Origin of the sequence: Kribbella sp. NPDC000426, from assembly GCF_040300265.1 — a bacterium.
Taxonomy (GTDB): domain Bacteria; phylum Actinomycetota; class Actinomycetes; order Propionibacteriales; family Kribbellaceae; genus Kribbella.
Genome location: NZ_JBEPDK010000001.1, coordinates 1339762 through 1364073, shown reverse-complemented (window position 1 = coordinate 1364073; position 24312 = coordinate 1339762). Strand labels below are relative to the sequence as shown.

Genomic DNA, 24312 nt, shown 5'->3' with positions numbered 1-24312 from the left:
ATTGCTCCCATGAGACCCCGTTTGACCGATGTCGCCGAGGCGGCCGGGGTGTCGATGAAGACGGTGTCGAACGTCGTCAACGGGGCCGAGCATGTCCGCGAGGAGACCCGGCAGCGGGTGCTCGCCGCGATCGACAAGCTCGGGTACCGGCCGAACATCGCCGCCCGCAACCTCGCCCAGGGCCGCAGCGGGGTGATCGCGCTCGCCGTACCGCAGCTCGACCGTCCGTACTTCGCGTCGCTCGCGGCGCGGATGCTCGACGAGGCCGAGGCGTTCGGGTGGATCGTGCAGTTCCACCAGACCGGCGGGCGGCGGGAGGCCGAGCTCGCACTGCTCAACGAGCGGCATCCGGCCAGGCTCGACGGGATCGTGATGAGCCCGCTCGGCCTGACGCCCGAGGATGTGGAGGGCCGTGATCCGACGCTGCCGCTGGTACTGCTCGGCGAGAAGGCCGGCGCGGAGCACCACGCCGACCATGTCGGGATAGACAACCGGGACGCCGGGCGCGTGGCCACCGAGCATCTGTTGTCGCTCGGGCGGCGACAGGTGATGGCTCTGGCGCCGGGGCCGGGCATGGAGGACGAGCGGATCAACGGGTACCGCGACGCGCTCGCCGCGGCCGGGCTGCCCGTCGACGAGGACATCGTGCTGCCGACCGGCGGCCTGCGCGGTCAGGACGCCGAGCGGACGCTCGGCGAATGGCTGGATTCGGGCCACCCCGCGCCGGACGCGATCTTCGCAGCCACCGACTGGCTGGCGATGGGTGCGATCCGAGCGCTCGTACTTCGTGGTCTCAAGGTCCCGCAGGATGTCGCGGTGGTCGGGTTCGACGACATCCCTTATGACCTCGCCACCCTGCCCACCCTCACCACGGTCGCACCCGACCGCGTAGCCATCGCCCAGCTCGCATTGCAGGCCCTTCGCGACCAGAGGCCTGGAGGCGAACCAGTCCGCCTCCAGGCCCCGTTCAGTCTCGTGGTGCGCGAGAGCACCACCGGTATCGGTTAGCTCAGCCGGCCAGGGCGAGGGAGATCGTGGCGTAGTTGAGGACTGCGCCGAGCACCTTGCTGTCGGCGGTCGAGCCGGCCGTCGAGATCTCCACATCGGCGTTCTTGCTGCCGTCCAGGCCGACGTACCGGGTCGCGACCCAACGGGTGGTGTTGCCGCTCTTGTAGGTGTAGACGACCGTGCTCACGGTCAGCCGGCCCTGGTGGTTGGTCGAGTTCATCCCGACCGTCGAGGTGCCGACGATGTGCAGACCGCGGGTGCCCTTGAGGGCGGCGATCTTGCGGTTGAGCGCGGTCACGGTGGTGATGTTGTAGTTGTAGTTGGCGTCGAACCGGATCATCCGGTTGTTCGCGCTGTCGTCGAAGCGCGCCTGCCAGTTCCCGAGCTCGACGTCGCGCCAGGTGGTCGGCAGCACCGCCATCGCGTGGTGGCCCTCGCTGTAGCCCAGGAAGAACCGGGTCTTGTACCGCACCGGCGTCGACGCCGTGCTGTTGCTTGCGGCAACCGTCTTGATCTGCTCGGTGGCGGCGTTGCTGGGCAACGCCCCACCGAGCACGAGCGCCCCCGCACCCGCCAGCGCCATGACTCCGGAGACAGCCCCCGCAACGATCCCGAACCGCTTCATCTTTCTTTACCCCCAGCTCATTTCGCCGCCTCCTTGGCTGCGCAGCGGATGAGACTCCGGCTCGTCGAGAAAAGTTGCCGCCGAAGTCTCGACGTTTTGCGGGCGGTCCGATGAGACTGGCGGCATGGGTGGGGGAATGGTGTCGATGCTGTTCACCGACATCGAGGGATCGACGGTGCTGCTGCGGCGGCTGGGGGATCGCTACCTCGATGCGCTGGAGGGACATCGCCGGATCCTGCGGGCGGTCTGGTCGACGTACGGCGGGACGGAGATCGGGACCGAGGGCGACAGCTTCTTCGTCGTGTTCGAGACGGCCGGCGATGCGGTGCGGGCGGCGGTCGACGGACAGCGCGGACTGGCGGAGCACCGATGGCCGGGCGGCGAACGGCTGCGCGTGCGGATGGGCATCCACACCGGTACGCCGGGTGTGTACGACGGTGACTACTGGGGGATGGACGTCCATCTCGCAGCGCGTATCGGCGCGGCGGCGCACGGTGGCCAGATCGTGGTCTCGGCGGTCACCGGTCAGCTCACCCAACTGCCCGACGGCGTGACGCTGCGCGACCTCGGAACGCATCATTTGAAGGACATTCCGGAGCCCGAGCACCTGTTCCAGGTCATGATCGAAGGCCTGCAGACCGACTTCCCGCCGCCACGCACCATCGGTACCTCGACCAGCCTCCCGGCTCCGGCGACCGCGCTGCTCGGTCGTGAGCAGGACGTCGACCGCATCGTGGACCTGCTCGACCAGCCCGACGTACGGCTGGTCACGCTGACCGGTCCCGGTGGCTCGGGCAAGAGCCGCCTCGCGATCGGTGCGGCGTCGAAGGTCCCCGGCGGCGTGTACTTCGTCCCGCTGGCGGCGGCCACGTCCGAAGCCGTGATGTGGACGACGATCGCCGAGGTACTCGACGTACCGCCGCGGGAACGCAACCGGATCGTCGCGTACCTGGCGCAGCGCACGCTCCTGCTCGTCCTGGACAACCTCGAGCAGCTCCCGGACGCCGGCAAGATCGTTGCCGAGATCATCGAAGGTGCCGCCCACGTGAAGATCGTCGCGACCTCGCGCCGGGCGCTGGGCCTGGTCGGCGAGCACCTGCATCCCGTGACGCCGCTGCCGGTCACCGACGAGGACTCGGCCGCCGTACAACTCTTCCTGGAGCGCGCCCGCGCCGTACAGCCGTCGTTCAGGTACTCCGAGGAGGTGCTGGAGATCTGCCGGCGGCTCGACGGACTCCCGCTCGCGATCGAGCTCTGCGCGCCGCGGGTCCGCCTGCTCAGCGTCAAGGAGCTGCTGGCCCGGGTCGACCAGTCGCTCGACATCGCGTCGACGAGCAGCGTGACCCCGGAACGTCAGCGCACGTTGCGGGAGACGATCGCCTGGTCGTACGAGCTGCTGAGCCCCGACCACCGTCGTACGTTCCGTCGCCTGGCAGCCTTCTCCGGTGGCTCCGACCTGACCGCGATCCAGGAAGTTGCTACTGGCATTGATCCGCTGGAAACCCTGGCAGAGTTGAACGACGCCAACCTGATCACGCTCGCCGAAGGACCGGAAGGTACACGGGTCCAACTCCTCGAGACGATCCATCAGTTCGCCGCCGACGAACTGCGGACGACCGAGGAGTCGGCAGCGATCCACGGCCGGCATGCGACGTACTACGCCGACCTGGCCGAGCGCCTCGAGATCATGAAGCGGACCATGGCCGAGCCGCCGATGGACCGCTCGAAGGCCGACCTCGACAACTACCGCGCCGCGCTCGCCTGGGCGACGGACCACGACGTCCGCACGGCGCTGCGTCTGTGCTCGGCCGTCGGCTGGGTCTGGCAACTCGGCGCCTACCGCGACGAGAGCCGCCGCTGGCACGAACAAGTCGTCGCAGCCGCCGGTACGACGTCCTCGCCCGAGCTGGCCGCCTGCCTGCGCGGATTGAGCAATCTCCTGCTCCAGCAGGGCGAAACCGACCGCGGGTACGAGATTGCCGCGCGAAGCCTGGCCATGTCGCGCGAGCTCGACGACGCAGCCGGCATCGCGTTCGGGATGACCGTGCTCGGTACGGCGCAACGTCAGCGGGGCGAGCTGGACGCGGCCAGGCAGACCCTGACCGAAGCCGTCGAGCGACTCCGCGCCCTCGACGACAGTTGGCGACTGGCCCGGGTCCTGGGACACCTCGGTGGCATCGAGGAGGCGCTCGGGCACTTCGACCGGGCGGAAGAGTTGCTCCGCGAAGCCCTGAGTATCAGCGAGTCTCTCGGGGACGCGTTCGAGATCACCATCCACGGGCAGAACCTGGCTTATCTACTGGCGCTCGCAGATCGGGTCGACGAGGCGGCCGCACTGGCCCGGCGCCTGACGCCGACCGTGGTGGCGCTCGGCAGCCCGACTCTGACTATGGCGTTCTCGAACACCGCGATGAACATCCTGCTGCGCCGCGGCGATCCGGCCGGCGCGGCCGCACTGTTCGGCGCCGAGGAGGCGATGGGTGAGCGGCTGGAGATCGTCAACCCGTACGCGGACGAGGAACTCGCGGAGGCACTTGAATTGGTCGGCGATGCACTTTCCCGCGCGGACTGGGAGCGCCACCGGCTGGCGGGTCGCACCGAACGCGTCGAAGATCTGCTCTCGAGGCTGGATTTCTGAGCGGCGCGGTTGTACAAGGCAACGGCGAGTGGTTGACCCCCGTGAAGGAACCCCACCATACTGCTTGCACCGCCATCAGGGCGGTCTGTGGGGGCAGTTGTTACTGGGGATTCGAAAATGGGGATGGGGGGCTATTGCTTATGCATGCCTGGAAGTTGTTTCGTGCTGCGCTGGTGACGGCAGTCGCCGGCGCGACACTGGTGGCGGTCCCGGTGGCCGCGCAGGCGGCACCGCCGACGAGCGCCATCGAGGTCAGCACGACGTCGGTCGCTCGTGGGCAGACCTTTACGATCAAGCAGACGGTGTACAACTCGGACTCCGGCACGGTGCTGGGCGGAAAGGCGACGCTGTACGCCAAGGACGCGACGCTGCCGGACATGGTCGACCTGGTGTCGTGCCCGGAGGCCACGGCGTGTGACACGCTCGGGACCAGCGTCCGGGCCGGGACCGGCGACGTAGCGCCGGGTGCGTCCAAGACCATCACCTTCACCTTCCGGGTGAAGGACGACGCACCGCTCGGGACGATCCAGCTGCAGCACCAGTTCGTCGGCGAGAACTTCTCGTTCGAGATCATCGACGGGCCGGAGCTGACGATCAAGGAGGCGCCCGCCGACATCGCCGTGTCGATGAGTGGCAAGGCGTCGGGATCGCGGATCACCTACACGATCGGCGTGACGAACAACGGCCCGAGCGACGCGACCGGCGTCCGCGTGGTCGGTGCCTTCCCGGCCAACCTGGCCTACGTCAGCTCGACCTGCACGCGAGTCGGGTCGACGCGGTCGGTGAACTGCGACGTCGCATCCCTCGCCAGCGGCGAGACTGCGACCCGCACGCTCACCGTGTCGGCGGGGTTGCTGACGATCGGAACGCTGACCTCGACGGCGACCCGGACGGCCAGCTCACCGGTCGACCCGCTGGCCACGAACGACAAGGCCACCAAGGTCTGCCGGGCGCTCACCTGGTTGATCGTCACGTGCTAGCAGCACACTGAACACGCACTGAAACAGCAGGACGGCCGGCGGCCGCGGGTTCTCGAGCCCGCGGTCGCCGGCTTCATTTTTGTCTCATGCCTTGCATCCGGGGGCGGCAGAGGTTTACGGTCCGGGTTAACGTTTAAGTGAGTGTTAGTGAGCACTTCTTCGAAACTTGGAGCAACTATGATCAGTCGGCGACGGTTTCTGCAGGTAACCGGAGCGGCGATTGCCACCTCGACGACGCTGGCGGCCTGCGGTGACGGCGGCGCGTCGAGCGGTGGCGCGAAGGCGTCCGGTGAGCTGAAGCTCCCGACGTACAAGCCGTTCGAGGGGCTGCACCCGGACTTCCCCGGGGCCGAGTCCGGCCTGGAACCCGGGTTCCTGAAGTTCCCGGCGGACGCGATCTCGAGCGTGAAGGCGCCGCCGCTGAAGAGCTCGGTGACCGCGCTGACCGAGACGTTCGCGACGCCTCCGCCGCCGATGGGCAGCAACCCGATGTGGCAGGCGCTGAACTCCGCCCTCGGCGGCGAGCTCAAGCTGACCATCGGCACCGACCCCGGCTACCCGGAGAAGTTCGCCACGCTGCTCGCCAGCGACTCGCTGCCGGACCTGATGTGGCTGCCGCCGAACCAGGGCATCCCGAACATCGGCCCGATGCTCGAGGCCAAGTTCCAGGACCTGACCAAGTACCTGTCCGGTGACGCGGTGCTGGAGTACCCGAACCTGGCCGCGCTGAAGCCGGCGTCCTGGCGGACCGCGGTGGTGAACGGGAAGATCTGGGGCGCGCCGATCCCGTCGACGCCGTTCGGCCAGGTGATGATGGGCAACCCGAAGACCTGGGCGAAGGTCGGCGGCCTGCAGTGCTCGACCGCTGACGAGTTCTTTGCCAAGTGCAAGGAGTTGAGCAACGGCACGAACTACGCGCTCGAGCCGGCGATCATCAACATGCTGCACATGTTCGGCGAGTGGTTCGGCGCCCCGAACGGCTGGCGGGTGAACCAGGACCGTTCGCTCACCTACCTCTACGAGACCGACAACTACAGGGCCGCGGTCGAGTACGCCGCCAAGCTCTGGGCCGCGAAGGTCTTCTACCCGGACCTCAACCTCGCCGACGCCACGCCGAAGACCGTGAACGGCCAGATCGCCGCGCAGGTCACGGTCGGTCCGCGGGCGACCGCCGACTTCCGCAACCTGGACCCGACGCTGTTCGTCGACACGATGATCCCGTTCGGCCACGACGGCAAGGCCAAGCCGACGTACGACATGGGCTACGGCACGGTCGGGTTCACGCCGTTCAAGAAGACCGACGAGGGCCGGATCCGCGAGCTGCTGGCGCTGATGGACTACCTGTCCGCGCCGTTCGGCACGAAGGAATACCTGATCAAGAACTTCGGTGTCGAGGGTCAGCAGTACCAGCTCGACGCGCAGCAGAACCCGGTGCTCACCAAGGCCGGCAACCAGCAGGCGCCCGGTCTGGTCAGTGCGCTGCAGATCATGAACTCGCCGGAGAGCGTGATCTTCAACCCGGCGTACCCCGACGACACCAAGAAGATCTACGCGACCGAGCAGCAGCTGCTGAAGTTCGCGATGCGGAATCCGACCGCGGGGACGTACTCCGACACGTCGAGCAAGCTCGGCCCGAAGCTGACCGCGGCGTTCCGGGACACGATCGTCGACATCGTCACCGGCCGGCAGAAGATGGACGCGTACGACGCGGCGCTGAAGCGCTGGAAGTCCGGCGGCGGTGACAAGATGCGCGACGAGTTCGCGGCCGTGCTCCCGTCGAGCGTGCCGGTCACCGGCTCGTGATGCTGAAATCGAGTCCGCCGAAGCGGCAGGCGAAGGTCGGCCTGCCGCTGGCGGCGAAGTGGCGCCGGGACTGGCAGATGGTGCTGCTGATGATCCCCGGCGTCGTCTTCCTGCTGGTGTTCTTCTACCTGCCGGTGCTGGGCAACGTGGTCGCGTTCCAGGACTTCCAGCCGTACCTCGGCATCATGCACAGCGAGTGGAACGGCCTGCAGAACTTCGTCAACCTCTACGACAACCCGGACTTCTGGGACGCGTTGCGGAACACGCTGCTGCTGGCCGCCGTCCAACTGCTGCTGTTCTTCCCGGTGCCGATCGGGCTGGCGCTGATCGTCGATTCGCTGGTCAGTAACCGGCTCCGGCGATGGTTCCAGACGATCGCGTACCTGCCGCACTTCCTGTCCTGGGTGCTGGTCGTGACGTTGTTCCAGCAGTCGCTCGGCGGCGCGGGGTTCGTCAACAACCTGCTCCGGCACGCGGGGCTGGACCCGATCCCGTTCATGACCAACCCGGACACGTTCCCGCTGCTCGTGGTCGCCCAGCTGGTCTGGAAGGACGCGGGCTGGGCGATGATCATCTTCCTCGCGGCGCTGACCACTGTGGATGTGTCCTTGTACGAAGCCGCGGCGGCGGACGGTGCCGGGCGGTGGCGGCGGATGTGGCACATCACGCTGCCGTCGCTGCGGACGGTCATCGTGCTGCTGCTGATCCTGCGGATCGGCGACATCCTCAGTGTCGGATTCGAGCAGTTCATCCTGCAACGCGATTCGGTCGGCCCGGGCGCGGCCGAAGTACTGGACACGTTCACGTACTACGCGGGCGTGGTCGGCGGCGACTGGAGCAGCGGCGCGGCGGCCGGCCTGGCCAAGGGCGTGGTCGGCGCGTTGCTGTTGTGGGGCGCGAACTCACTGGCCCACCGGCTCGGCGAGCCGGGCATCTTCCAAAGGCGCGGCGCATGAGACCCATCTGGAAAGAGCGGCCATCTCCTGGGTACCAGGCGATCAAGGCCTTGATACTGGGCGGTTTCGCGCTCGCGATCGTGATCCCGATCCTGGTCGTCATCTCGACGTCCCTGGCCAGCGATCGCGACATCATCGACGCCGGCGGGTACGTGCTGTGGCCGTCGCATCCGACGTTGAAGGCGTACCAGACGCTGTTCGGCGGCGGGTTGATGGGCCGGGCGATCCTGGTCAGTGTCTTTGTCACGCTGGTGGGTACGGCGATCGCGCTCGCGGTCACGATCGCGCTGGCGTACGCGACCTCGCGGCCGGTGCTGTTCGGCCGGCCGGTGTTGCTGATGGTGCTGTTCACGTTGTTGTTCGCGCCGGGGATCATCCCGATGTTCCTGGTGGTGAAGCAACTCGGGCTGCTCGACAGCCTGTGGTCGCTGATCCTGCCCGGGGCATTAGGCGCCTTCAACTTCGTTGTCCTGCGCACCTTCTTCATGAATGTGCCGGGTGAGTTGCTGGAGAGCGCGCGGATCGACGGCGCGAGCGACTTCACCATCCTGCGCCGGATCGTGCTGCCGCTGTCGAAGGCCGTGGTTGCGGTGGTCGGGCTGTTCTACGCGGTCGGGTTCTGGAACGCGTTCTTCAACGCGCTGCTGTACTTGAACGACACGTCGAAGTGGCCGGTCCAGGTGATCCTGCGAACGTACGTGTTGCAGGGCAAGTCGCTGTCCGCGGACCAACTCGGCGTACATCCGCCGTCGCAACCGCAGTCCCTGCAGATGGCCGTCGTCGTGGTCGCGCTGGTCCCGATCGCCATGGTGTACCCGTTCCTGCAACGGCATTTCACCAAAGGTGTCATCACAGGTGCGGTCAAGGGTTAGGCAACGGCCTGATCTGCGACAATCGTCCTATGTCCTCACCTGCTCCCGATCGGCCGACGCTACGTATGGTGGCGAAGGAGGCGGGTGTCTCGGTCGCGACCGTGTCGTACGTGCTGTCCGGGCGGCATCGCAGCCACACGATCAAGGACACCACCGCGGACCGGGTCCGGGAGGCGGCGACCAAGCTCGGGTACCGCCGCAACGACGCGGCGCGGGCCATCCGCACCGGGAAGTCGGACCTGGTGCTGCTCTCGCTCAGCGTGCTCGCCGACCCGTGGTCGCAGGCGGTCGCGGCCACGGTCAGTACCGCGGTGACTCCGCTCGGCAAGACTGCGCTGATCGTGGCCGACGGCGACTGGCGCAACGTGCTGGCGAACCGGACGCCGGACGTGATCTTCATCGACAGCGTCAAGCCGGATCCGTCGCAGATCGCTGAGCTGGAGGCGTTTGCGGCCCAGGGCGTGCAGATCGTCGCGTTCAGCGAGACCCTCGAGCCGGAGGGCTTCGACGTGATCCGGTCGGGTGCCGAGCCGCGGTGTCATCTCGCGGTCGAGCACCTGCTCGAGCACCACGACCGGGTCGGCGCGCTGACCTCCCGGACGATCGGCTTCGCCCGCTTCGACGCCTATCTCACTACGTTGCGCGCGGCCGGCAAGCCGATCCGGGACGACGACATCGAGGTGTTCGAGCAGCATCCCGAAGGTGCGTACCGGGCCGCGATGGCGTTGCTCTCCAAGCCGGACCGGCCGACCGCGATCTACTGCACCACGGATTTCGCCGCGATCGCTGCGGTCCGGGCAGCACATCGGCTGCGGATCGACGTACCGCGGGAGCTGGCGATCGTCGGCGTCGGCAACACGCCGGAGGGCGAGCATCTGGACCCATCGTTGTCGACGGTCGGGCCGGTCGATTTCAACGACGCGCTGGCGCAGATCATCGTGAGCAGGCTGACCGATCGAGAGGGTGCGCCGGGTGAGGTGTTCGACTTCCCCTGGCAGCTAATTGTGCGCGAGTCGTCCCGGGCATGACGACGAGGGGGAGAATGCTGCCGCCGCACAGCGACGCGTGGACGGTGGTGGACGTCGGCGAGTCCGACACGACGGTCTACCGGCGGGGCGACGTCTTCGCCAAGTGCTGTGGGGTTTCCGGCGTCTCGGACCTGGCCGCCGAGCGTGATCGGGTTGCCTGGCTCGCGGGGACTGGGATTCCGGGCGCCGTCGTCGTCGACTGGCACGAGTCCTCGGACGGTGCTTGCCTGATCACATCCGCTGTACCTGGTGTGCCCGGCGACGCACTTCCGCCTTCGGCGCACGGTGCGGCGATGCGGAGCTTCGGGTCGGCGTTGCGAGAGTTGCATGCGTTGACCGATTGCCCGTTCGACCGCCCGCTCGCGTCGGTGATTGCCACGGCGACGGACGTCGTACGCCGGGACGCGGTGAACCCGGACTTCCTGACCGACGAATGGCGACTGCTGAAACCGTCCGAGCTGCTGGACCAGGTGGTTGCCGAGAGCCCCTATATCGAGAGTGTGCTCGAACCGGTCGTCTGCCATGGCGACGCTTGTCTGCCGAACGTCTTCTTCGATCCCCGGACGCTCGAGGTCACCGGGCTGATCGACCTGGGCCGGCTGGGCCTCGCGGACCGGTACTCCGATCTGGCGCTCGCGACGATCCAGTTGCACGATGAGTGGTCCGCCGACCCGGCGCCGTTCCTCGACGCGTACGGACTCCCGGAGCCCGACTCGCGCCGCTTGCAGTTCTTCCGTCTGCTCGATCCACTCACCTGGGGGTGATGCGCATGCAGGTAGAGCTCGTTGCATTCCTCGTCTCCCGCGAGCACGCCTTCGAGGGCCGGCCCCAGGACGGACCGCGCCCGGATCCCGAGCCGGTCGCGCGGACCTCGATCGAGATTCGCGCCGGCCTGGGCATCGTCGGCGACAGGTACTACGGCCAGCAGGTCCACAAGAACGCCGCGATCACGGTGATCGACGCGGCGTCCCTCGACGAGGTCGTCCGGGTGCTCGGGCTGCCCGGACCGCTCGACCCCCATCTCACCCGGCGCAACATCACCGTCCGCGGCTTCCCGATCGACTCGCTCGCGGCCCATCGCGGGGCCGACGGCACCCGCGTCCCCGGCCGCCGCTTCACGCTGGACTCGGGGGCGGGGCAGATCACCTTCCAGGCCAATCGGCCCGCCAATCCGTGTGCCTGGATGGACGAGGTTCTGGCGCCCGGTGCGATGAAGGCATTGCGCGGTCATGGCGGCATTCGTACGACGCCGCTGACATCCGGCGTACTCCAGCTCGGCCCGGCGGAGCTCACGCTTCTGGAGTGACGGTTTCGGGTGGTTTTCGGTGGGGTGGCTTACCTTCGGATGGTGAGGCTGGGGGTACTGCTGCTGTTGTGCGCGCTGGTCGGATGTAGTGACACGAGTCCGGCCGGTGATCCTCCGCCCACGCCCTCGACGTCGGCTACCGGCTCTCCTGCTCCTACTCCTACTCCGACTCCGGTTCCAACGAATCGGCCGAGCACGCCGCGCACGACGCCGAAGCCGCCGCCTGCGGCCGGGCCGGTCAGCATGGCGATTCCGGCCGCCGGCGTACGAGGGCTACGGGTGGTGGCCTATGTAGGTACGGCGGACGACCGGCCGGGGACCACGATCCAGAATCGGGGCGTCGCGGCGAGTCCGAGGGGACAGGCCGGCGGGGTCGGCCCCGGCGAGATCGGGAACTTCATCATCACCGGACATCGCGTCAGCCACGGCCGGCCGCTGGAGCGGGTGCCCGAGTTGCGGAACGGGGACCACGTCCTGATCACCGCCGGCCGGACCGTGTACGACTACGTGGTCAGCCGGACGATGACGATCTCGTTCCGCAAGCCGGCCGAGAAGGCGCAGCAGAACGCCGCGGTCCCCGGGAAGCCGGGCGCTGCGCCGAGGCAGGCGATGCTCACCATCTCGACCTGCGCGACCATCGAGGACCACGCCGCCGGCAACTACTGGCACGACGAACTCGGCAACCCCGAACACCGGATCAACAAGATCGGGGTTCTCGTCGCCACTCGTCCGGCCTGACCCGAAGCTACTTCCGGCCGAGCTTCCACCACTTCGGCTTGTTCATCTTGATCTCGTCCGGCGTCATCGGCGGCGGAACGGGCGGCCGCGACTCCTCGGTGAGGAAGTCGCCGGACTCGGTGTCGTACGGCGTGACCCCGAGCTTGCGGCTGATCGCCATCACGATCGGGATCGACCGCGGGCCGTCGTTCAGGTAGAACGTGATGTCGCGGACGTCGACGCCCTTGCCGATCGTCATCTCGACGTCGTAGTCCGGACTTCGCAGCGCCAGCCACGACGGCTTGCTGGTGTCGACATCCGGCACCACCTCCCGGACCGCGGCCACCACGTCGGTCGCCGTACCGACCGATGGCGGCTCGTAGTCGATCGGCATGTCGTCGAGGCGACGTACGCCTCCTGGCCCGCGCACCGCATAGACAGCCCAGCTCATGCCCCCAGCATGCCAGGCGGTCAGCGCTTCCGGGCCGCCAGGATCGCAAAGGTCAGATACTCGCCCTGGTCCGTCTCGAGCATGTCGAGCGAACCGTCACGTCGCTCGTCCCGGTAATCCGCGACCGCGCGGGACCATCGGAGCCAGTCCGACCAGCCGTTCTGCTGCAGCCGGGCCGCGGTCACGTCGACCAGCTCGGTGATCTCCCACTGGAAGCGCCACCAGTCGGCGGTGTGCCAGGCGAGCGCCTCCCAGCCGACCACGCTCTTGATGTGCTCCGGGATCTGGCCGAGCTCGCGGAGCTCCTTCGTCATCGCCGGCGTCGCGACGCCGAACTGGCCGCCCGGTTTGAGGAAGCTCGTGATGTAGGCGAGGTAGTTGTCCGCGGTCCCGAAGTACTCGTATGCGTCGACGCAGACGATCGCGTCGAAGAAGCCCTGCGCGAACGGCAGCGTGTGCGCCTCCGCCTTGAGCGTCACCACCCCGTCCTGGGGTGCGATGTAGGCGGCGGCCTCGGTCGGGTCGACCCACAGGTCCGCGGCCCACACCTGTACGCCGTACTCCTTGGCCAGGAAGACGGAGGTGGCGCCCTTTCCAGATCCCAGGTCCAGCACCCGCATGCCGGGTTGCAGGTCGAGCTCGCCGGCGAGATCCTCCAGCAGCCACAAGGGATTCGGGCCCATGTCACGCGCCAGCAGCCACTCGGCGTCGTAGGTGTTGGCCCGCGGATAATCTTCGTGCTTCAGCTCCACCACGCGCACAGGGTAGCGGTGTGAAAACCGGATGTGCCTGGGATTTTCGGACGGCACAGTGGGTGGATGGTTGATCTTGATCCGTTGATCCATGAGTTCTACCGGGACCGGTACGTCGAGGACGACCGGCTGATCCGGTCCGGACACGGCCGCCTGGAGTTCGTCCGGACCCAGGAGGTGCTCCGGCGATGGCTGCCGCCCGCGTCCGACGTACTCGATGTCGGCGGCGCGACCGGGATCCACGCGCGCTGGCTCGCTGCGGACGGCCACCGGGTCACGCTCGTCGACCCGGTCGCGGAACACGTCGAGCAGGCGGCCACCGTGGGCACGTTCAGCGCCGAGATCGGGGACGCCCGCCACCTGCGGCAGGCTGACGCGAGTGTGGGTGTGACGCTCCTGCTCGGTCCGCTGTACCACCTGGTCGAGGCGTCCGACCGCGCCCAGGCGCTGTCGGAGGCGCTCCGGGTGACCCGCCCCGGCGGCCTGGTCATCGCCGCCGGGATCAACCGGTACGGCGGCCTGCTCGAGGCCGGCAGCAACGGACACCTCAGCGCGGAGAACCTGCACGTCTACACAGAAGCGTTCGCCTCCGGCCGCATCGACGGCAAATCCGGCTTCACGGTCGCGTACTTCCACCACGCCGACGAACTGGCCAACGAACTGACGACCGCCGGTCTCACCGATGTAGAAGTCCTCGGAGTAGAGGGTCCCGCCGCCAATGTCCTCCAGAACACCCCGCCCGACGCGGTCGACCCCCTGCTCCCGTCCGCCGTCCTCCTGGCCCGCCAGGTCGAGTCCGACCCCAACCTGCGAGCCGCCAGCCAGCACTTCCTCGCCAGCGGCCGCCGCTGATGCCCCTTTGGGCAACGCTGTCCAGAGCGTGACGGTCGCGAAACGATGTCAATAGCTGCAACTCGGGTTTCGGTGAGGCGGTCCAGGCCGTAATATCAGCCGTCGGCCGGCACTGGGGGTGTTCCGGCCGTTCTGGTGAATGGGTGGGACCGGCATCAGGCCGGTACTGGGGAGAACTGGGGAAGTCATGGCCGACAAGCCGGCGCCCAAGCCTGGTCACTTCCTGCCGGGTGGCGAGGGAGAGCCAGGCTCGACGGAGGCTCAACGCCCGAACGTGGCACCGCCGGCCGGTCCGCTGGCCGCGCCGACGCCGCGACTGGGCGGCGAGGCCCCGCCGACCCCGCCTCAGCTCCAGGGGACCCGGATCGACTCCCGCCGTACGACGCTGTCCGGCAGCCGGCTCGGCCCGCCGCCGGCCGACGACCGCGCGGCCGCGGCGTACCAGGAGGTGTTCCACCCGCAGCCGATCCCGTTCGACCCGACGAAGCGGCGGTCGAAGGGCCTGGTCGCGCTGATGGTCGTCGCCGCGCTGCTGTTCGTCGGCGGCGGCGTGACGTTCGCCGTCAAGGTGTTCTCGTCCAACAGCTTCAGCGTCAACCCGATGGTGACGCCGTCCGTGAAGCCGACCGACGGCCCGACGACCACCGAGCCGGTCGGGAAGGGTACGCCGGACGCCGACATCGTCGGCAAGAACGCGATCTACGCGGCCGGGGCGATGCCGGTGGTGAAGTGCCAGGAGCCCGCGTTCCGCCCGACCTCGATGGAGAACGTCCGCTCGTACTACGAGGCGCTGACGGCATGTATGGACAAGGCCTGGAAGCCGATCATCACCAAGGCCGGCTTCGAGTTCCGGTCGCCGCGGCTGATCATCTACAACGAGGGCGACGAGACGGCGTGCGGCGTACAGAAGGATCTCGCGCTGTACTGCGCGGACGACCAGGGCGGCAGCGCGACGATGCCATGGCAGAAGATCGTCGAGGACTACCCGAAGCACAAGGCCGAGACCCGCGCGGAGATGGCGCAGTCGTTCGCCTTCGTGTACGGCGTCCACGTGCAGAACCTCACCGGGATGGCCGACGCGTCCGACAACCTCGCCGACACGGCCGCGAACAAGGCCAGGATGTTCGAGCAGCAGCGGCGGGCCGCGCTCCAGGCGTACTGCTTCGGCGCGGTGTTCTTCGGCGCGGCCAAGAACAGCTTCCCGCTGCGCGGTGAACTGCTGAACCAGTGGAACGGGCTGATCAAGCGTCGCGGTGACGACATCACCAAGGACAAGACCCCCGACCACGGCTCGAGCAAGAGCCTGGCCCTGTGGATGAACCAGGGCTTCGCGACAACCAACCCGGGTAGCTGCAACACTTTCGTCGCAGCATCCGCGAAGGTCAGCTGAGCAAGATGGGAATGGCCGATGCCTGAGTCCGAGGACGCTACGCCGAAGCCGGGACACTTCCTGCCCGGCGGCAGCGAGGAACCGGCCCCCGGGTCGCGTCCGCTGGTCCTGAAGAGCCGGCAACCCGACGGTCTCGGGAGGGCCCGCTCGGTCACGCTGGACGACTCCCCGGCCCGCCGCAAGGCCCGCCCGATCCCGACCGAACCCGGGACCGCGAGCGAGTACAGCGGCCCGCCGGTCGCACCGCTCACCGGCGGCCCGCTGCCGCCGCTCACCGGCACTCGCCGGATTGGCGGTCAACGGACAACAGGGTGGCACAAGAACCCGTCGCGCGGCGTACCGCAGTTCTCGACCGAACCACCGCCGGTCAAACCGCCGCGTCACTACTCGCACCGCGTGATCGCCGGCCTCTCGGCGCTGGTCCTCGTGATGCTCACCGGCGCCACCGTCGCCGGGTTCAAACTCATCAACTCCTACGACACGAGGGTCGACAACCCGCTCTCGCAGCCGTCGGTGAAGAAGTCCCAGATCCCGATCCCGACCCCTCCGGACCCCACCGTCACCGTGACCGTCCCAGGCATCCCGGACATGGTTCGCCTGCAGAAGAACAAGATCTATACGTCGGGGAAGGTCGCAGCGGTCAGCTGCAAGGAGCCCGCGATCAAGCCGGACTCGCAGTCCGCGATCCTGCGGTACTACCAGGCGCTGCTGCCGTGCCTGAACAAGGCGTGGGAGCCGATCGTGAAGCGGGCCGGGTACGACTTCCGGGCGCCGAAGCTGAGGCTGCAGACCAGCCAGGCCACGTCCGAGGACACCTGCACCGGTGAGTCGGATACGGCGTTCTACTGCGGTTACGACGAGAGCATCAACATCAGCTGGAAGAACGACCTCGCGTACTACAAGAACAGCCCTGAAGGTGCCCGGGTCTGGATGCTCGACACCATGGCGCACGAGTACGGCCACCACGTCCAGAAGATGACCGAGATGCTCACCGCCGAGGACTCCCGCGAAGGCTGGACGAACTCCAAGGCGATGAAGCTCGAGTGGTCCCGCCGCCTGGAACTGCAGGCGACGTGCTTCGGCGCGGCCTTCCTCGGCGCCAACAAGAAGCCGCTCGGCATGTCCGGCGAGAAGCTGCATGTGTGGCAGTGGGAGACACAGCACTCCGGCGACGAGTACAGCACGAAGAAGCTCCGCGACCACGGCTCTCGCAAGAACAACTGGGCCTGGGCCGACCCCGGCTTCAAGTCCGCCAGCCCCGCCTCCTGCAACACCTTCACCGCACCCCCCACCAAGGTGAGCTGATGCGCCACGGCCCGGCGGCGGTCGTTGCTCTGGCCATCCTGCTGTCCGCCGGCTGCACGCCGTCGCACGCGCCCGCGGCTGTCTCCGCATCAACTGCCGCTTCAACTGCCGCGACCCCTACTGCGACTCCGAGCCCGACGCCGGTTGCGCCGTCGACCACGCCGTACCGGTCGCCGGAGGACAGATTCCTGCTGCACAACAAGATCTACTCGGCCGGGCGGATTCCTGCGGTGCCCTGCAAGGTGCCGCAGATCGCGCTGCGGACGCAGAAACAAGTGCAGCAGTACGCGAACGCGATGCTGGTCTGTCTCGACCGAGCCTGGAGACCGATGGTCGCACGCGCACAGGCCGAGTACTTCGCCGCGACGGTGTACACCGTCAAGCAAGGCGCCAGGACGGCATGCGGGCCATTTCGCGGCAAGTACGCCGGGTTCTACTGCGCGACGAACTTCGGGATCTATCTCGACTGGCAGCAGTTCGTCGAGGACGGCGATCGCGACCGGGTATATGCCGCCGCGGATCTCCAGTTCGCGTTCGCGCACGAGTTCGGCCACCACGTGCAGGAGCTGGTCCAGATCTCGTCGTACTTCGACATCCGGTGGTCAGCAGCTACCGGCCCCGCTCGTCTCGAGCAGATGCGCCGCCACGAACTGCAGGCGTCCTGCTTCGCGTCGGCCTTCCTCGGCGCGAACCAGCAGACCCTCGACCTGCGCGGCGTCAAACTACAGGACTATCGCCAGGCGGCATACTCCGGTGACGACGACGCACCAGGAACCCCGCGAGACCACGGATCCCGCCAGAGCAGCACCGCCTGGGCCAAGGCAGCCTTCCAAGCCAAATCCCCCTCCGCCTGCGACACCTGGGTCGCCCCCGCAAAGCGAGTCACATGAACCTCCCCATACACCTAACCGCAGCCGCCGCCGCACTGTGCGCCCTGGCTCTCACTGCCTGCACACCGACCAGCCCGCCGACCCTCGCAGCGCCGACGCCGACGTCGACCCCAACACCGACGCCGACTCCGAGGCCGGTCGCGGTGGTCACTACGCCGTCGGATCCGATCTCGATCGACCTGGCGGACGGCGTCATCCACAACAAGCTCTACACCGCGGGCAAGGTTCCGACGGTGCGGTGTGCGTTGCCGCGGCCGGACCTGACGTCCAAGGCGGGCATGGTTGCGTACGCCAAGATGCTGGTCGCATGCATGGACAAGGCGTGGGCGCCGATGGTGGAGAAGTCCGACGCCTACCTGGTGCCACCGGAGGTCTTCGCTTACAGCGTCCGCCACCCGAAGGCCACGCCGGAGTGCCAGGATCCGCCGGCGAACTCCGACGCGTTCTACTACTGGAGCGGCATGACCGGGAAGATCTGCATCGAGTGGGACGAGTTCCTCAACGCGGACCATCCGGTGGAGAACCTGGTCGACTTCGAGCAGCTCGTTGCGCACGAGTACGGCCACCACGTCCAGCGGTCGGTCGGCATTCTCACGCTGTACAACGAGCTGATGCGCGGGAAGTCCGAGGCCGGCCAGCTCGAGGTCATGCGCCGCAAGGAACTGCAGGCGAGCTGCCTCGGCGCCGCGTTCCTGGGCGCCAACAAAAGAACCTTCGCCCTCTCCGGCCGCCGGCTCGGCATCTGGCGCTCGATCGTCCAGCATGTCGGCGACGAATACAGCACGGTCCGGGACCACGGCTCCCGCAAGAACCACGGCTACTGGACCATCCGAGCCTTCAGCACCGCCAACCCCGCCTCCTGCAACACCTTCACCGCCCCGGCAAAGCGCGTCAGCTGACTGTTACCGGAGTTTGAGTTTGAAGCCCTCGTGGGAGTTGGTGAAGCCGAGGTTCGTGTAGAAGCGGTGGGCGTCGGTGCGGGACTTGTCCGAGGTGAGTTGGACCAGGGTGCAGCCTCGGGTGCGGGATTCTTCGATGGCCCATTGGATGAGCCGGGTGCCGAGGCCCGAGCCGCGGGCGGGGGCGGCGACGCGGACGGCTTCGATCAGGCCGCGGGTCGAGCCGCGGCGGGACAGGCCGGGGATGATCGTCAGCTGCAGCGTGCCGATGACCTCGTCGTTGCGATCAGCAACCATCAGCAACTGGTTGGGATCACCATCGATCTGCTCGAACGCGGCCAGATACGGCGTGAGGTCGTCGACGGACTCGCGGGTGGCGCCGAGCTGGTCGTCGGCGATCATCGACACGATCGGGCCGACATCGGCGGCGGTGGCACGGCGGATCACGATTTCGGGCATGGTCGCAGCATCTCAAACTTATGCAAACACTTTTCCTAGCGGGACCCGCCGTACCGGGCTGTTTGCCCTGCGCAACCAAGGGTACGAGTCATACTGGACACCACTGCATCCGCCCGTGTGCCGGGGTCGTGTGCAGTGCTGCGCGACAGCGGATGCGGGCCAATTCGGAAGGAAGTCCCGATGTCCGCATTAGCGATCGACTTCACCGGGCCGTTCGAAGATGCCTTCAGCAAATTGCTGTCGTTCATCCCGAACCTGCTCGGCGGTCTGGTCATCCTGGTGGTCGGCTACTTCGTGGCCAAGGTGCTCGGCAAACTCGTCGGCAAGCTCCTCGGCCGGGTCGGGTTCGACCACTGGATGGAACGAGCCGGCGTCTCCGGTGTGCTGCAACGGTCGGGCACGGGGCTGACCGCTTCGGCGATGCTGGGCAAGGTCGTGTTCTGGTTCGTGTTCCTGATCAGCTTCACGATGTTCGCCTCCGCACTCGGCGTACCGGAGATCTCGAACTTCATGAGCAACATGCTCGGCTACATCCCGCGGATCTTCGCCGCGATCGTGATCATCTGCCTGGCCGCGCTGTTCGCGAACTTCCTGGCCGCGATCATCCGCGGTGCCACCGGCAACGAAACTCTCGCCAAGGTGGGCAAGTACGCGATCCTGGTGTACGCCGCGTTCGCCGCGCTCACCCAGCTCGGGATCGCGGTCCAGCTGACCGGCAACACGCTGCTGATCGTGCTCGCCGGCGCCGCGCTCGCCCTCGGTCTTGCTTTCGGCCTCGGGGGCCGCGAGATGGCCGGCCGCGCACTCGCCAACCTGTTCGACCGGGAGAAGATGGTGAAACCGGCCGCACCCCAGGACCCGATGAACGGTACGCCGTCGTACCCGAACCAAGGCGCCTACGACAACGGCTACCAGCAGCAGATGCCCCCCGAGCAACAGCACCCAGCCGCCCACAGCGCCGGCTACTCCAACGGCACCCAACCCAACGCCAACTGGCAGCCCGGCCAGTAGCCAACCAAGCGCTCTGGAGGGGAACCTACAACCCGTTCCCCTCCAGAGCGGAAGAGGGAAAGAAAGAGCAAGAAGAGAAGATCTGGAGTGGTGGCCGGCTTCGGTGACCGTCCGCAGGTTTGCTGCGCTGTGGAGTGTGTCAGGACAGCAACCGACCCGTCAGAGACTCCGGTGCCACTGGGTCAGTAGCAGGCGGCTCGGCCCACGTTCGCCGAGTCGTGGAGAGGGGTTCTGAAAATCTGCCGTGATCCACGACTCGGCATTCGGGATCGGATCCATTCGCCACGACTCGGCGAGGCCGTGCGCAGGTCGTCGGGGAGGGGAGAGGTGGGCATGATTCGCCGGGCCGTCTGAGGGGTCAACCCCCGAGCTGGCCCCTTGGCCCCTCGCATGCAGGGCGGCAAACCCACCAACTCAGGGGTTAACCCCTGAGACGTTCCACCGCGAACAGCTTGATCGGCTGGAACATCTGCGAGGCCGAAGCCGCCGGTGGCCGAGGTGTCGCGTTCCGGAAAGATGTTGGCGCTCACTGGCAGCTATGTTCCGGAAAGCTGGTCCGACCCGTGACGGCGTGCAGGTGAACCTCCGGTCGACGGCCGGAGCCAGCCATGACTCCAAAGCCGTCTTTCCTGGCTGGCTTGAGTCTTCAGCCCGATGTCTTCTTCCTCTGTTCTTCGCCTGGGCCGGCCTCGTGGGGTCAGTCGTCGGTGGTGTCGGGGCCGGTTGCGCGGACGTTTTCTACCTTGCGCATGGCTTCGCGGAGGTCGGTCAGCCAGGTTTCGCTGTGCTGGGCGACGAGCTTGACGCACCAGCCGAGGGCGTCGCTGCGGGAGCGGGCCACGCCGGCGTCGACGAGGGTGTCGAGGACCTGGCGTTCGGGCTGGCGGAGGCGAGTCATCACCGGCGCGGAGAGTGAGGTGAAGATGGTCCTGGTCTCGCCGCAGCGGACACCCCAGGCGACCTTGCGGCGGGTGGCGTGCTCGAGCTCGCGGGCGATCTCGATCCGGTGGTCGCGGGTGTCCTCGCGGAACTGCTTGACCCGGCCCGCCTCGGCGGCGGAGCGCTCGGCGTCGCTCACGTCCTTGCTCTGCTCGGGTGCGGGGATCCGGCCGACGATCAGGATCTCGTCCCGGTCGATCGACAGCTCGGTCTCACCCTCGAACCAGTCGCCCGGCAACCGCCCGGTCAGCCAGCCCCGCACCTTCTCCTGCTCGGTCTGTGTACTCATGTAATCATGATTACACCCAAGCAGGACGAGCTCAAGCAATCAGCGGTACTGCACCGTGTACGCCGCGTGCGCGTCGCCCTGGGACAGCCCGACGTTCGACACACCGATCACCAGCGTGTGCCTGGTCACGTCGTTCCGGTACGTCACGTACGTCGTACCGGCCGCGCCCTCGGTGGCGATGCGGGTCCAATGCGAACCGCCCTTCGCGGCCACCTTGTGCAGCTGTGCGGCTGCGGTCGGCGTCGCGTAGTACGCAGTCCACTTCGTGTCGCCGCGTCCCCAGGCCCGGACGAGGTTGTCCGACCACTGGACCGCGTTCCAGGCCTGCGGCTCGCCGCTGAACTTGGCGGTGTACGCCGCGTGCCAGCCGTTCGCCGCGCGCAGACCGACGTTCTGTACGCCGATCGTGAGGTTCCCGCCGCGAGCGTCGTCGTGGTACGTCACGTAGATCGTCCCGGCGGCGCCTTCGGTGGAGACCCGGCGCCAGTGGATGCCGCCAGGTAGTGCCTGCCCGTAGAGGGTGCGAGTAACCGCTGTTGAGGCGTAGCAGTTCGCCGTTGCGGTCGCACCGCTGCCCCAGGCTCGCACCAAGCGGTCGGCGTACACCGCCGCGGAGATGTTCGTCGCAGACGCCAGCCGGCTGCAGCTCGCAGTCGCCGTCGTCGTGCCGGCATTGGCCGGCGCAGCGCCCGCGGTGAGCACGATCGGTGCCGTCACCGCGAGTGCCGCAGTAGTGCCGAGACCTATGATCCTTCGAATCATCATCGACCTCCCGAGTGGATGTGGTCCTATTCGTGGGACGCCACACCACACCCGGGAGTTTGCATCACTCCCGAATGAAACAGCGCTGCAACATCCCACCCTCGCACCGCTCGGGGGTGGCGGGGTCAGGCAGCCGGTGGCGGCGCGAACGCGGCACGCAACCGTTCCTGCGCGCTCTCATCAGCCGCCGTATGGTCCAGACCGAGCAGCGCCGCACCCACCACCGGCGGTACGTCGACCACGCGCGGGACCGCCTTCGGAGCGACCTCGGCAAGCAGACGGACCACGCGATCCAGCAGCACCGAGTGCCCCGCGGTAAGAACGCCACCGCCGAGTACGACGGTGACGCGCTCGCCGAGCAGCTCGAGCCGCCGCAACGCAACGACCGCCATCGCGACGATCTCCTCCGCCTGCTGCTGAATGATGCCCAAGGCAACGGTGTCGCCGGCGGCCGCGACCTGGAACAGCACCGGCCCCGCCTCCAGCTGCCGCTCCGCCGGGAAGTCGCCGAAGTGGAACGCCTCGATCAGCGCAGCCAGTGACGGCATCCCGTAGTGCATCGGCAGCGCGGTGAGCAGTGCGGTCGCCGGACCGCGCCCGTCCTCTGCCCGCGACGCCGACCAGAACGCCTCCTCGGCCAACTGCGCACCACCACCCCAGTCACCGGTCAGCTTCCCGAGCGCAGTGAAGCGAGCAGTCCGCCCGTCCGGCAACATCCCGGAGCAGTTGATCCCCGCACCGCACACCACCGCCACACCACGCGGCTCGTCCACTCCGGACCGCAACAGCGCAAAGGTGTCGTTGGTGACGTACACCGACTCGGCCCAACCGCAGTCCTCGAAGACAGCGGTCAGCTGCTCCACCTCGATCGGCAGGTCGGCGTTCGCCAGGCACGCCGAGATCTGCTGCACCAGCGGTACGTCGCCCACGCTCAGTCCGGCTTCTGCCGCGGCGGCGCGCACCAGCGGCTCCAGTCCGGCGACTGCTGCGACCGGCCCGAGCTTCTGCGGCTCGAACCCACCGCCACGCGCCGTGCCGAGCACTGTCCCGTCCGCGGCGACCAGGGCGACGTCAGTCTTGCTGTTGCCGGCGTCGAAGGCGAGGACTCCGCCCGGGACTAGCGCGCCCACGGGAGGTACGCCTTGTTGTGCGCCAGCAGCTTGTCGGTCAGCTCCTGTGCCATGGAGATCTGCCCGACCAACGGATGCGCCAGCAGCGCCCTGAACACGCGCTCGGATCCGCCCTTCACGGCCGCCTCCAGGGCCAGGTCCTCGTACGCCGTCACATGCGCAACCAGTCCGGCGTACAAGGGCTCCAGCGGGGCGACGGGCTCCGGCGTCGTACCCTCCGCGCCGACAGTGGCCGGTACTTCGATGACTGCGTCGTCAGCGAGGAAGGGGAACGTGCCGTTGTTGAGGGTGTTCACGACCTGCACGTCGCCTGTGTTGTTGAGCAGTGAGGACGCCAGCGCGACAGCGGCCTCGGAGTAGTACGCTCCGCCGCGCTCCTCGAGCAGTGCGGGCTTCTCGTCGAGCTTCGGGTCGGCGTACATGTCCAGCAGCTCTCTCTCGAGTGCTGCGACCTCTGCGGCGCGAGAAGGCTTGGTGAGCAGCTCCTTCACCACTGCGTCGTGTGCGTAGTAGTAGCGCAGGTAGTACGACGGTACGACGCCCAGCTCGCGTACGACGTCGGCCGGCAGGATCAGGTCCTCGGAAAGCTCGTCCAGGTGCTCGGCGAGCAGCTTCGGCAGCATGTCCTCGCCGTTGACGCGGACCGCACGCTCCCAGGTCAGGTGGTTCAACCCCACGTGGTCCAGCGACACCTCCTCCGGTGTGACTCCGAGCATGGCGGCGAACCGACGCTGGAACCCGATCGCCACGTTGCACAGCCCGACGGCCTTGTGCCCGTGCGACAGCAGCGCACGCGTCACTATCCCCACCGGGTTGGTGAAGTCGATGATCCACGCGTTCGGATTGGTACGCCGTACCCGCTCGGCGATGTCCAGCACGACTGGCACCGTCCGCAGCGCCTTCGCGAGACCGCCGGCACCTGTGGTCTCCTGGCCGACACAACCGCACTCCAGCGGCCACGTCTCGTCCTCGTTGCGCGCTGCCTGCCCACCGACGCGCAGCTGCAGCAGTACGGCGTCTGCGCCCTCGATGCCCGCGTCCAGGTCGGACGTGGTGATCACGCGGCCCGCATGCCCTTGTTTTGCGAAGATCCGGCGGGCCAGACCGCCGACCAGCTCGAGCCGGTCCGCGGCCGGATCGACCAGCACCAGCTCCGAGACCGGCAACGTGTCCCACAACCGGGCGAAGCCGTCGACGAGCTCCGGCGTGTAGGTGGACCCGCCACCAACGACTGTGAGTTTCATGCTGTG

24 protein-coding genes are annotated in these 24312 nt (G+C 67.7%); 16 read left to right on the top strand and 8 right to left on the bottom strand.

What is annotated here, in order from left to right:
* The first annotated feature begins 9 nt into the window (after window positions 1–9).
* Entirely contained in the window at window positions 10–1008 is a 999-nt protein-coding gene (locus ABT313_RS06615; protein ID WP_350849384.1) for a LacI family DNA-binding transcriptional regulator, read from the top strand.
* A gap of 1 nt (window position 1009) precedes the next feature.
* Here the strand turns inward: ABT313_RS06615 and ABT313_RS06610 are convergent, their stop codons facing one another.
* Window positions 1010–1633, bottom strand: a complete 624-nt coding sequence (locus ABT313_RS06610; RefSeq protein ID WP_350849382.1) for a hypothetical protein — start codon at window positions 1631–1633, stop codon at window positions 1010–1012.
* 124 nt (window positions 1634–1757) lie between these two features.
* On the opposite strand from ABT313_RS06610, the gene ABT313_RS06605 reads away from it, so the two are divergent.
* From ABT313_RS06605 to ABT313_RS06565, 9 genes are all read left to right on the top strand, one after another.
* Window positions 1758–4271: an ATP-binding protein gene (locus tag ABT313_RS06605; protein WP_350849380.1), complete on the top strand. Its 2514-nt coding sequence runs from the start codon at window positions 1758–1760 to the stop codon at window positions 4269–4271.
* Between the two features lie 140 nt (window positions 4272–4411).
* Window positions 4412–5251 carry a DUF11 domain-containing protein gene (locus ABT313_RS06600; protein ID WP_350849378.1) on the top strand — a complete coding sequence of 280 codons (840 nt, stop codon included), beginning with the start codon at window positions 4412–4414 and terminating at the stop codon, window positions 5249–5251.
* A gap of 177 nt (window positions 5252–5428) precedes the next feature.
* Entirely contained in the window at window positions 5429–7054 is a 1626-nt protein-coding gene (locus tag ABT313_RS06595; protein WP_350849376.1) for a type 2 periplasmic-binding domain-containing protein, read from the top strand.
* The gene (locus tag ABT313_RS06590; protein ID WP_350849374.1) at window positions 7054–8010 is read left to right on the top strand and encodes an ABC transporter permease; all 957 of its coding nucleotides are present in this window, start codon (window positions 7054–7056) and stop codon (window positions 8008–8010) included. Before ABT313_RS06595 ends, ABT313_RS06590 begins: the two co-directional genes overlap by 1 nt.
* Window positions 8007–8882: a carbohydrate ABC transporter permease gene (locus ABT313_RS06585; protein ID WP_350849372.1), complete on the top strand. Its 876-nt coding sequence runs from the start codon at window positions 8007–8009 to the stop codon at window positions 8880–8882. The genes ABT313_RS06590 and ABT313_RS06585 overlap by 4 nt, the downstream gene beginning before the upstream one ends.
* A 68-nt stretch (window positions 8883–8950) precedes the next feature.
* Window positions 8951–9910: a LacI family DNA-binding transcriptional regulator gene (locus tag ABT313_RS06580; protein ID WP_350849370.1), complete on the top strand. Its 960-nt coding sequence runs from the start codon at window positions 8951–8953 to the stop codon at window positions 9908–9910.
* A gap of 14 nt (window positions 9911–9924) precedes the next feature.
* Window positions 9925–10674: a phosphotransferase gene (locus ABT313_RS06575; protein ID WP_350849369.1), complete on the top strand. Its 750-nt coding sequence runs from the start codon at window positions 9925–9927 to the stop codon at window positions 10672–10674.
* 5 nt (window positions 10675–10679) lie between these two features.
* Entirely contained in the window at window positions 10680–11216 is a 537-nt protein-coding gene (locus ABT313_RS06570) for an MOSC domain-containing protein (RefSeq protein WP_350849367.1), read from the top strand.
* A gap of 243 nt (window positions 11217–11459) precedes the next feature.
* Window positions 11460–11954: a class E sortase gene (locus ABT313_RS06565; RefSeq protein WP_350849366.1), complete on the top strand. Its 495-nt coding sequence runs from the start codon at window positions 11460–11462 to the stop codon at window positions 11952–11954.
* Window positions 11955–11961: 7 nt separating this feature from the next.
* Here the strand turns inward: ABT313_RS06565 and ABT313_RS06560 are convergent, their stop codons facing one another.
* Together ABT313_RS06560 and ABT313_RS06555 are read right to left on the bottom strand one after the other, a co-directional pair.
* Window positions 11962–12384, bottom strand: coding sequence for a hypothetical protein (locus ABT313_RS06560; protein WP_350849364.1), 423 nt, complete (start codon window positions 12382–12384; stop codon window positions 11962–11964).
* A 20-nt stretch (window positions 12385–12404) separates the two neighbouring features.
* Entirely contained in the window at window positions 12405–13139 is a 735-nt protein-coding gene (locus ABT313_RS06555) for an SAM-dependent methyltransferase (protein ID WP_350849363.1), read from the bottom strand.
* Between the two features lie 63 nt (window positions 13140–13202).
* Here ABT313_RS06555 and ABT313_RS06550 point away from each other — a divergent pair, with 63 nt between their 5' ends.
* The 5 genes from ABT313_RS06550 to ABT313_RS06530 all read left to right on the top strand — a co-directional run bounded on the left by ABT313_RS06550 (window position 13203) and on the right by ABT313_RS06530 (window position 18472).
* Window positions 13203–13988, top strand: coding sequence for a class I SAM-dependent methyltransferase (locus ABT313_RS06550; protein WP_350849361.1), 786 nt, complete (start codon window positions 13203–13205; stop codon window positions 13986–13988).
* A 187-nt stretch (window positions 13989–14175) separates the two neighbouring features.
* The gene (locus ABT313_RS06545) at window positions 14176–15378 is read left to right on the top strand and encodes a neutral zinc metallopeptidase (protein WP_350849360.1); all 1203 of its coding nucleotides are present in this window, start codon (window positions 14176–14178) and stop codon (window positions 15376–15378) included.
* A gap of 18 nt (window positions 15379–15396) precedes the next feature.
* Window positions 15397–16683: a neutral zinc metallopeptidase gene (locus tag ABT313_RS06540; protein WP_350849358.1), complete on the top strand. Its 1287-nt coding sequence runs from the start codon at window positions 15397–15399 to the stop codon at window positions 16681–16683.
* Window positions 16683–17573 (top strand): neutral zinc metallopeptidase, encoded by an 891-nt coding sequence (locus ABT313_RS06535; protein WP_350849357.1) that lies wholly within the window; start codon window positions 16683–16685, stop codon window positions 17571–17573. The genes ABT313_RS06540 and ABT313_RS06535 overlap by 1 nt, the downstream gene beginning before the upstream one ends.
* On the top strand, window positions 17570–18472 hold the full coding sequence (locus tag ABT313_RS06530) for a neutral zinc metallopeptidase (protein ID WP_350849355.1): 903 nt from the start codon (window positions 17570–17572) through the stop codon (window positions 18470–18472). Before ABT313_RS06535 ends, ABT313_RS06530 begins: the two co-directional genes overlap by 4 nt.
* Window positions 18473–18475: 3 nt before the next feature.
* Here ABT313_RS06530 and ABT313_RS06525 read toward each other — a convergent pair whose 3' ends face one another.
* Window positions 18476–18931, bottom strand: coding sequence for a GNAT family N-acetyltransferase (locus ABT313_RS06525; protein ID WP_350849353.1), 456 nt, complete (start codon window positions 18929–18931; stop codon window positions 18476–18478).
* 180 nt (window positions 18932–19111) lie between these two features.
* On the opposite strand from ABT313_RS06525, the gene ABT313_RS06520 reads away from it, so the two are divergent.
* The gene (locus ABT313_RS06520; RefSeq protein WP_350849351.1) at window positions 19112–19942 is read left to right on the top strand and encodes a mechanosensitive ion channel family protein; all 831 of its coding nucleotides are present in this window, start codon (window positions 19112–19114) and stop codon (window positions 19940–19942) included.
* 697 nt (window positions 19943–20639) lie between these two features.
* Here ABT313_RS06520 and abmR read toward each other — a convergent pair.
* The 4 genes from abmR to ABT313_RS06500 all read right to left on the bottom strand — a co-directional run bounded on the left by abmR (window position 20640) and on the right by ABT313_RS06500 (window position 24306).
* Window positions 20640–21170, bottom strand: coding sequence for an ATP-binding transcription factor AbmR (abmR, locus tag ABT313_RS06515; protein WP_350849350.1), 531 nt, complete (start codon window positions 21168–21170; stop codon window positions 20640–20642).
* A 39-nt stretch (window positions 21171–21209) separates the two neighbouring features.
* Entirely contained in the window at window positions 21210–21932 is a 723-nt protein-coding gene (locus ABT313_RS06510; protein ID WP_350849348.1) for a hypothetical protein, read from the bottom strand.
* A 125-nt stretch (window positions 21933–22057) separates the two neighbouring features.
* The gene (locus ABT313_RS06505; protein WP_350849346.1) at window positions 22058–23062 is read right to left on the bottom strand and encodes an N-acetylglucosamine kinase; all 1005 of its coding nucleotides are present in this window, start codon (window positions 23060–23062) and stop codon (window positions 22058–22060) included.
* Window positions 23050–24306, bottom strand: a complete 1257-nt coding sequence (locus ABT313_RS06500) for a 6-phospho-beta-glucosidase (RefSeq protein ID WP_350849344.1) — start codon at window positions 24304–24306, stop codon at window positions 23050–23052. The genes ABT313_RS06505 and ABT313_RS06500 overlap by 13 nt, the downstream gene beginning before the upstream one ends.
* Between the last annotated feature and the right edge of the window lie 6 nt (window positions 24307–24312).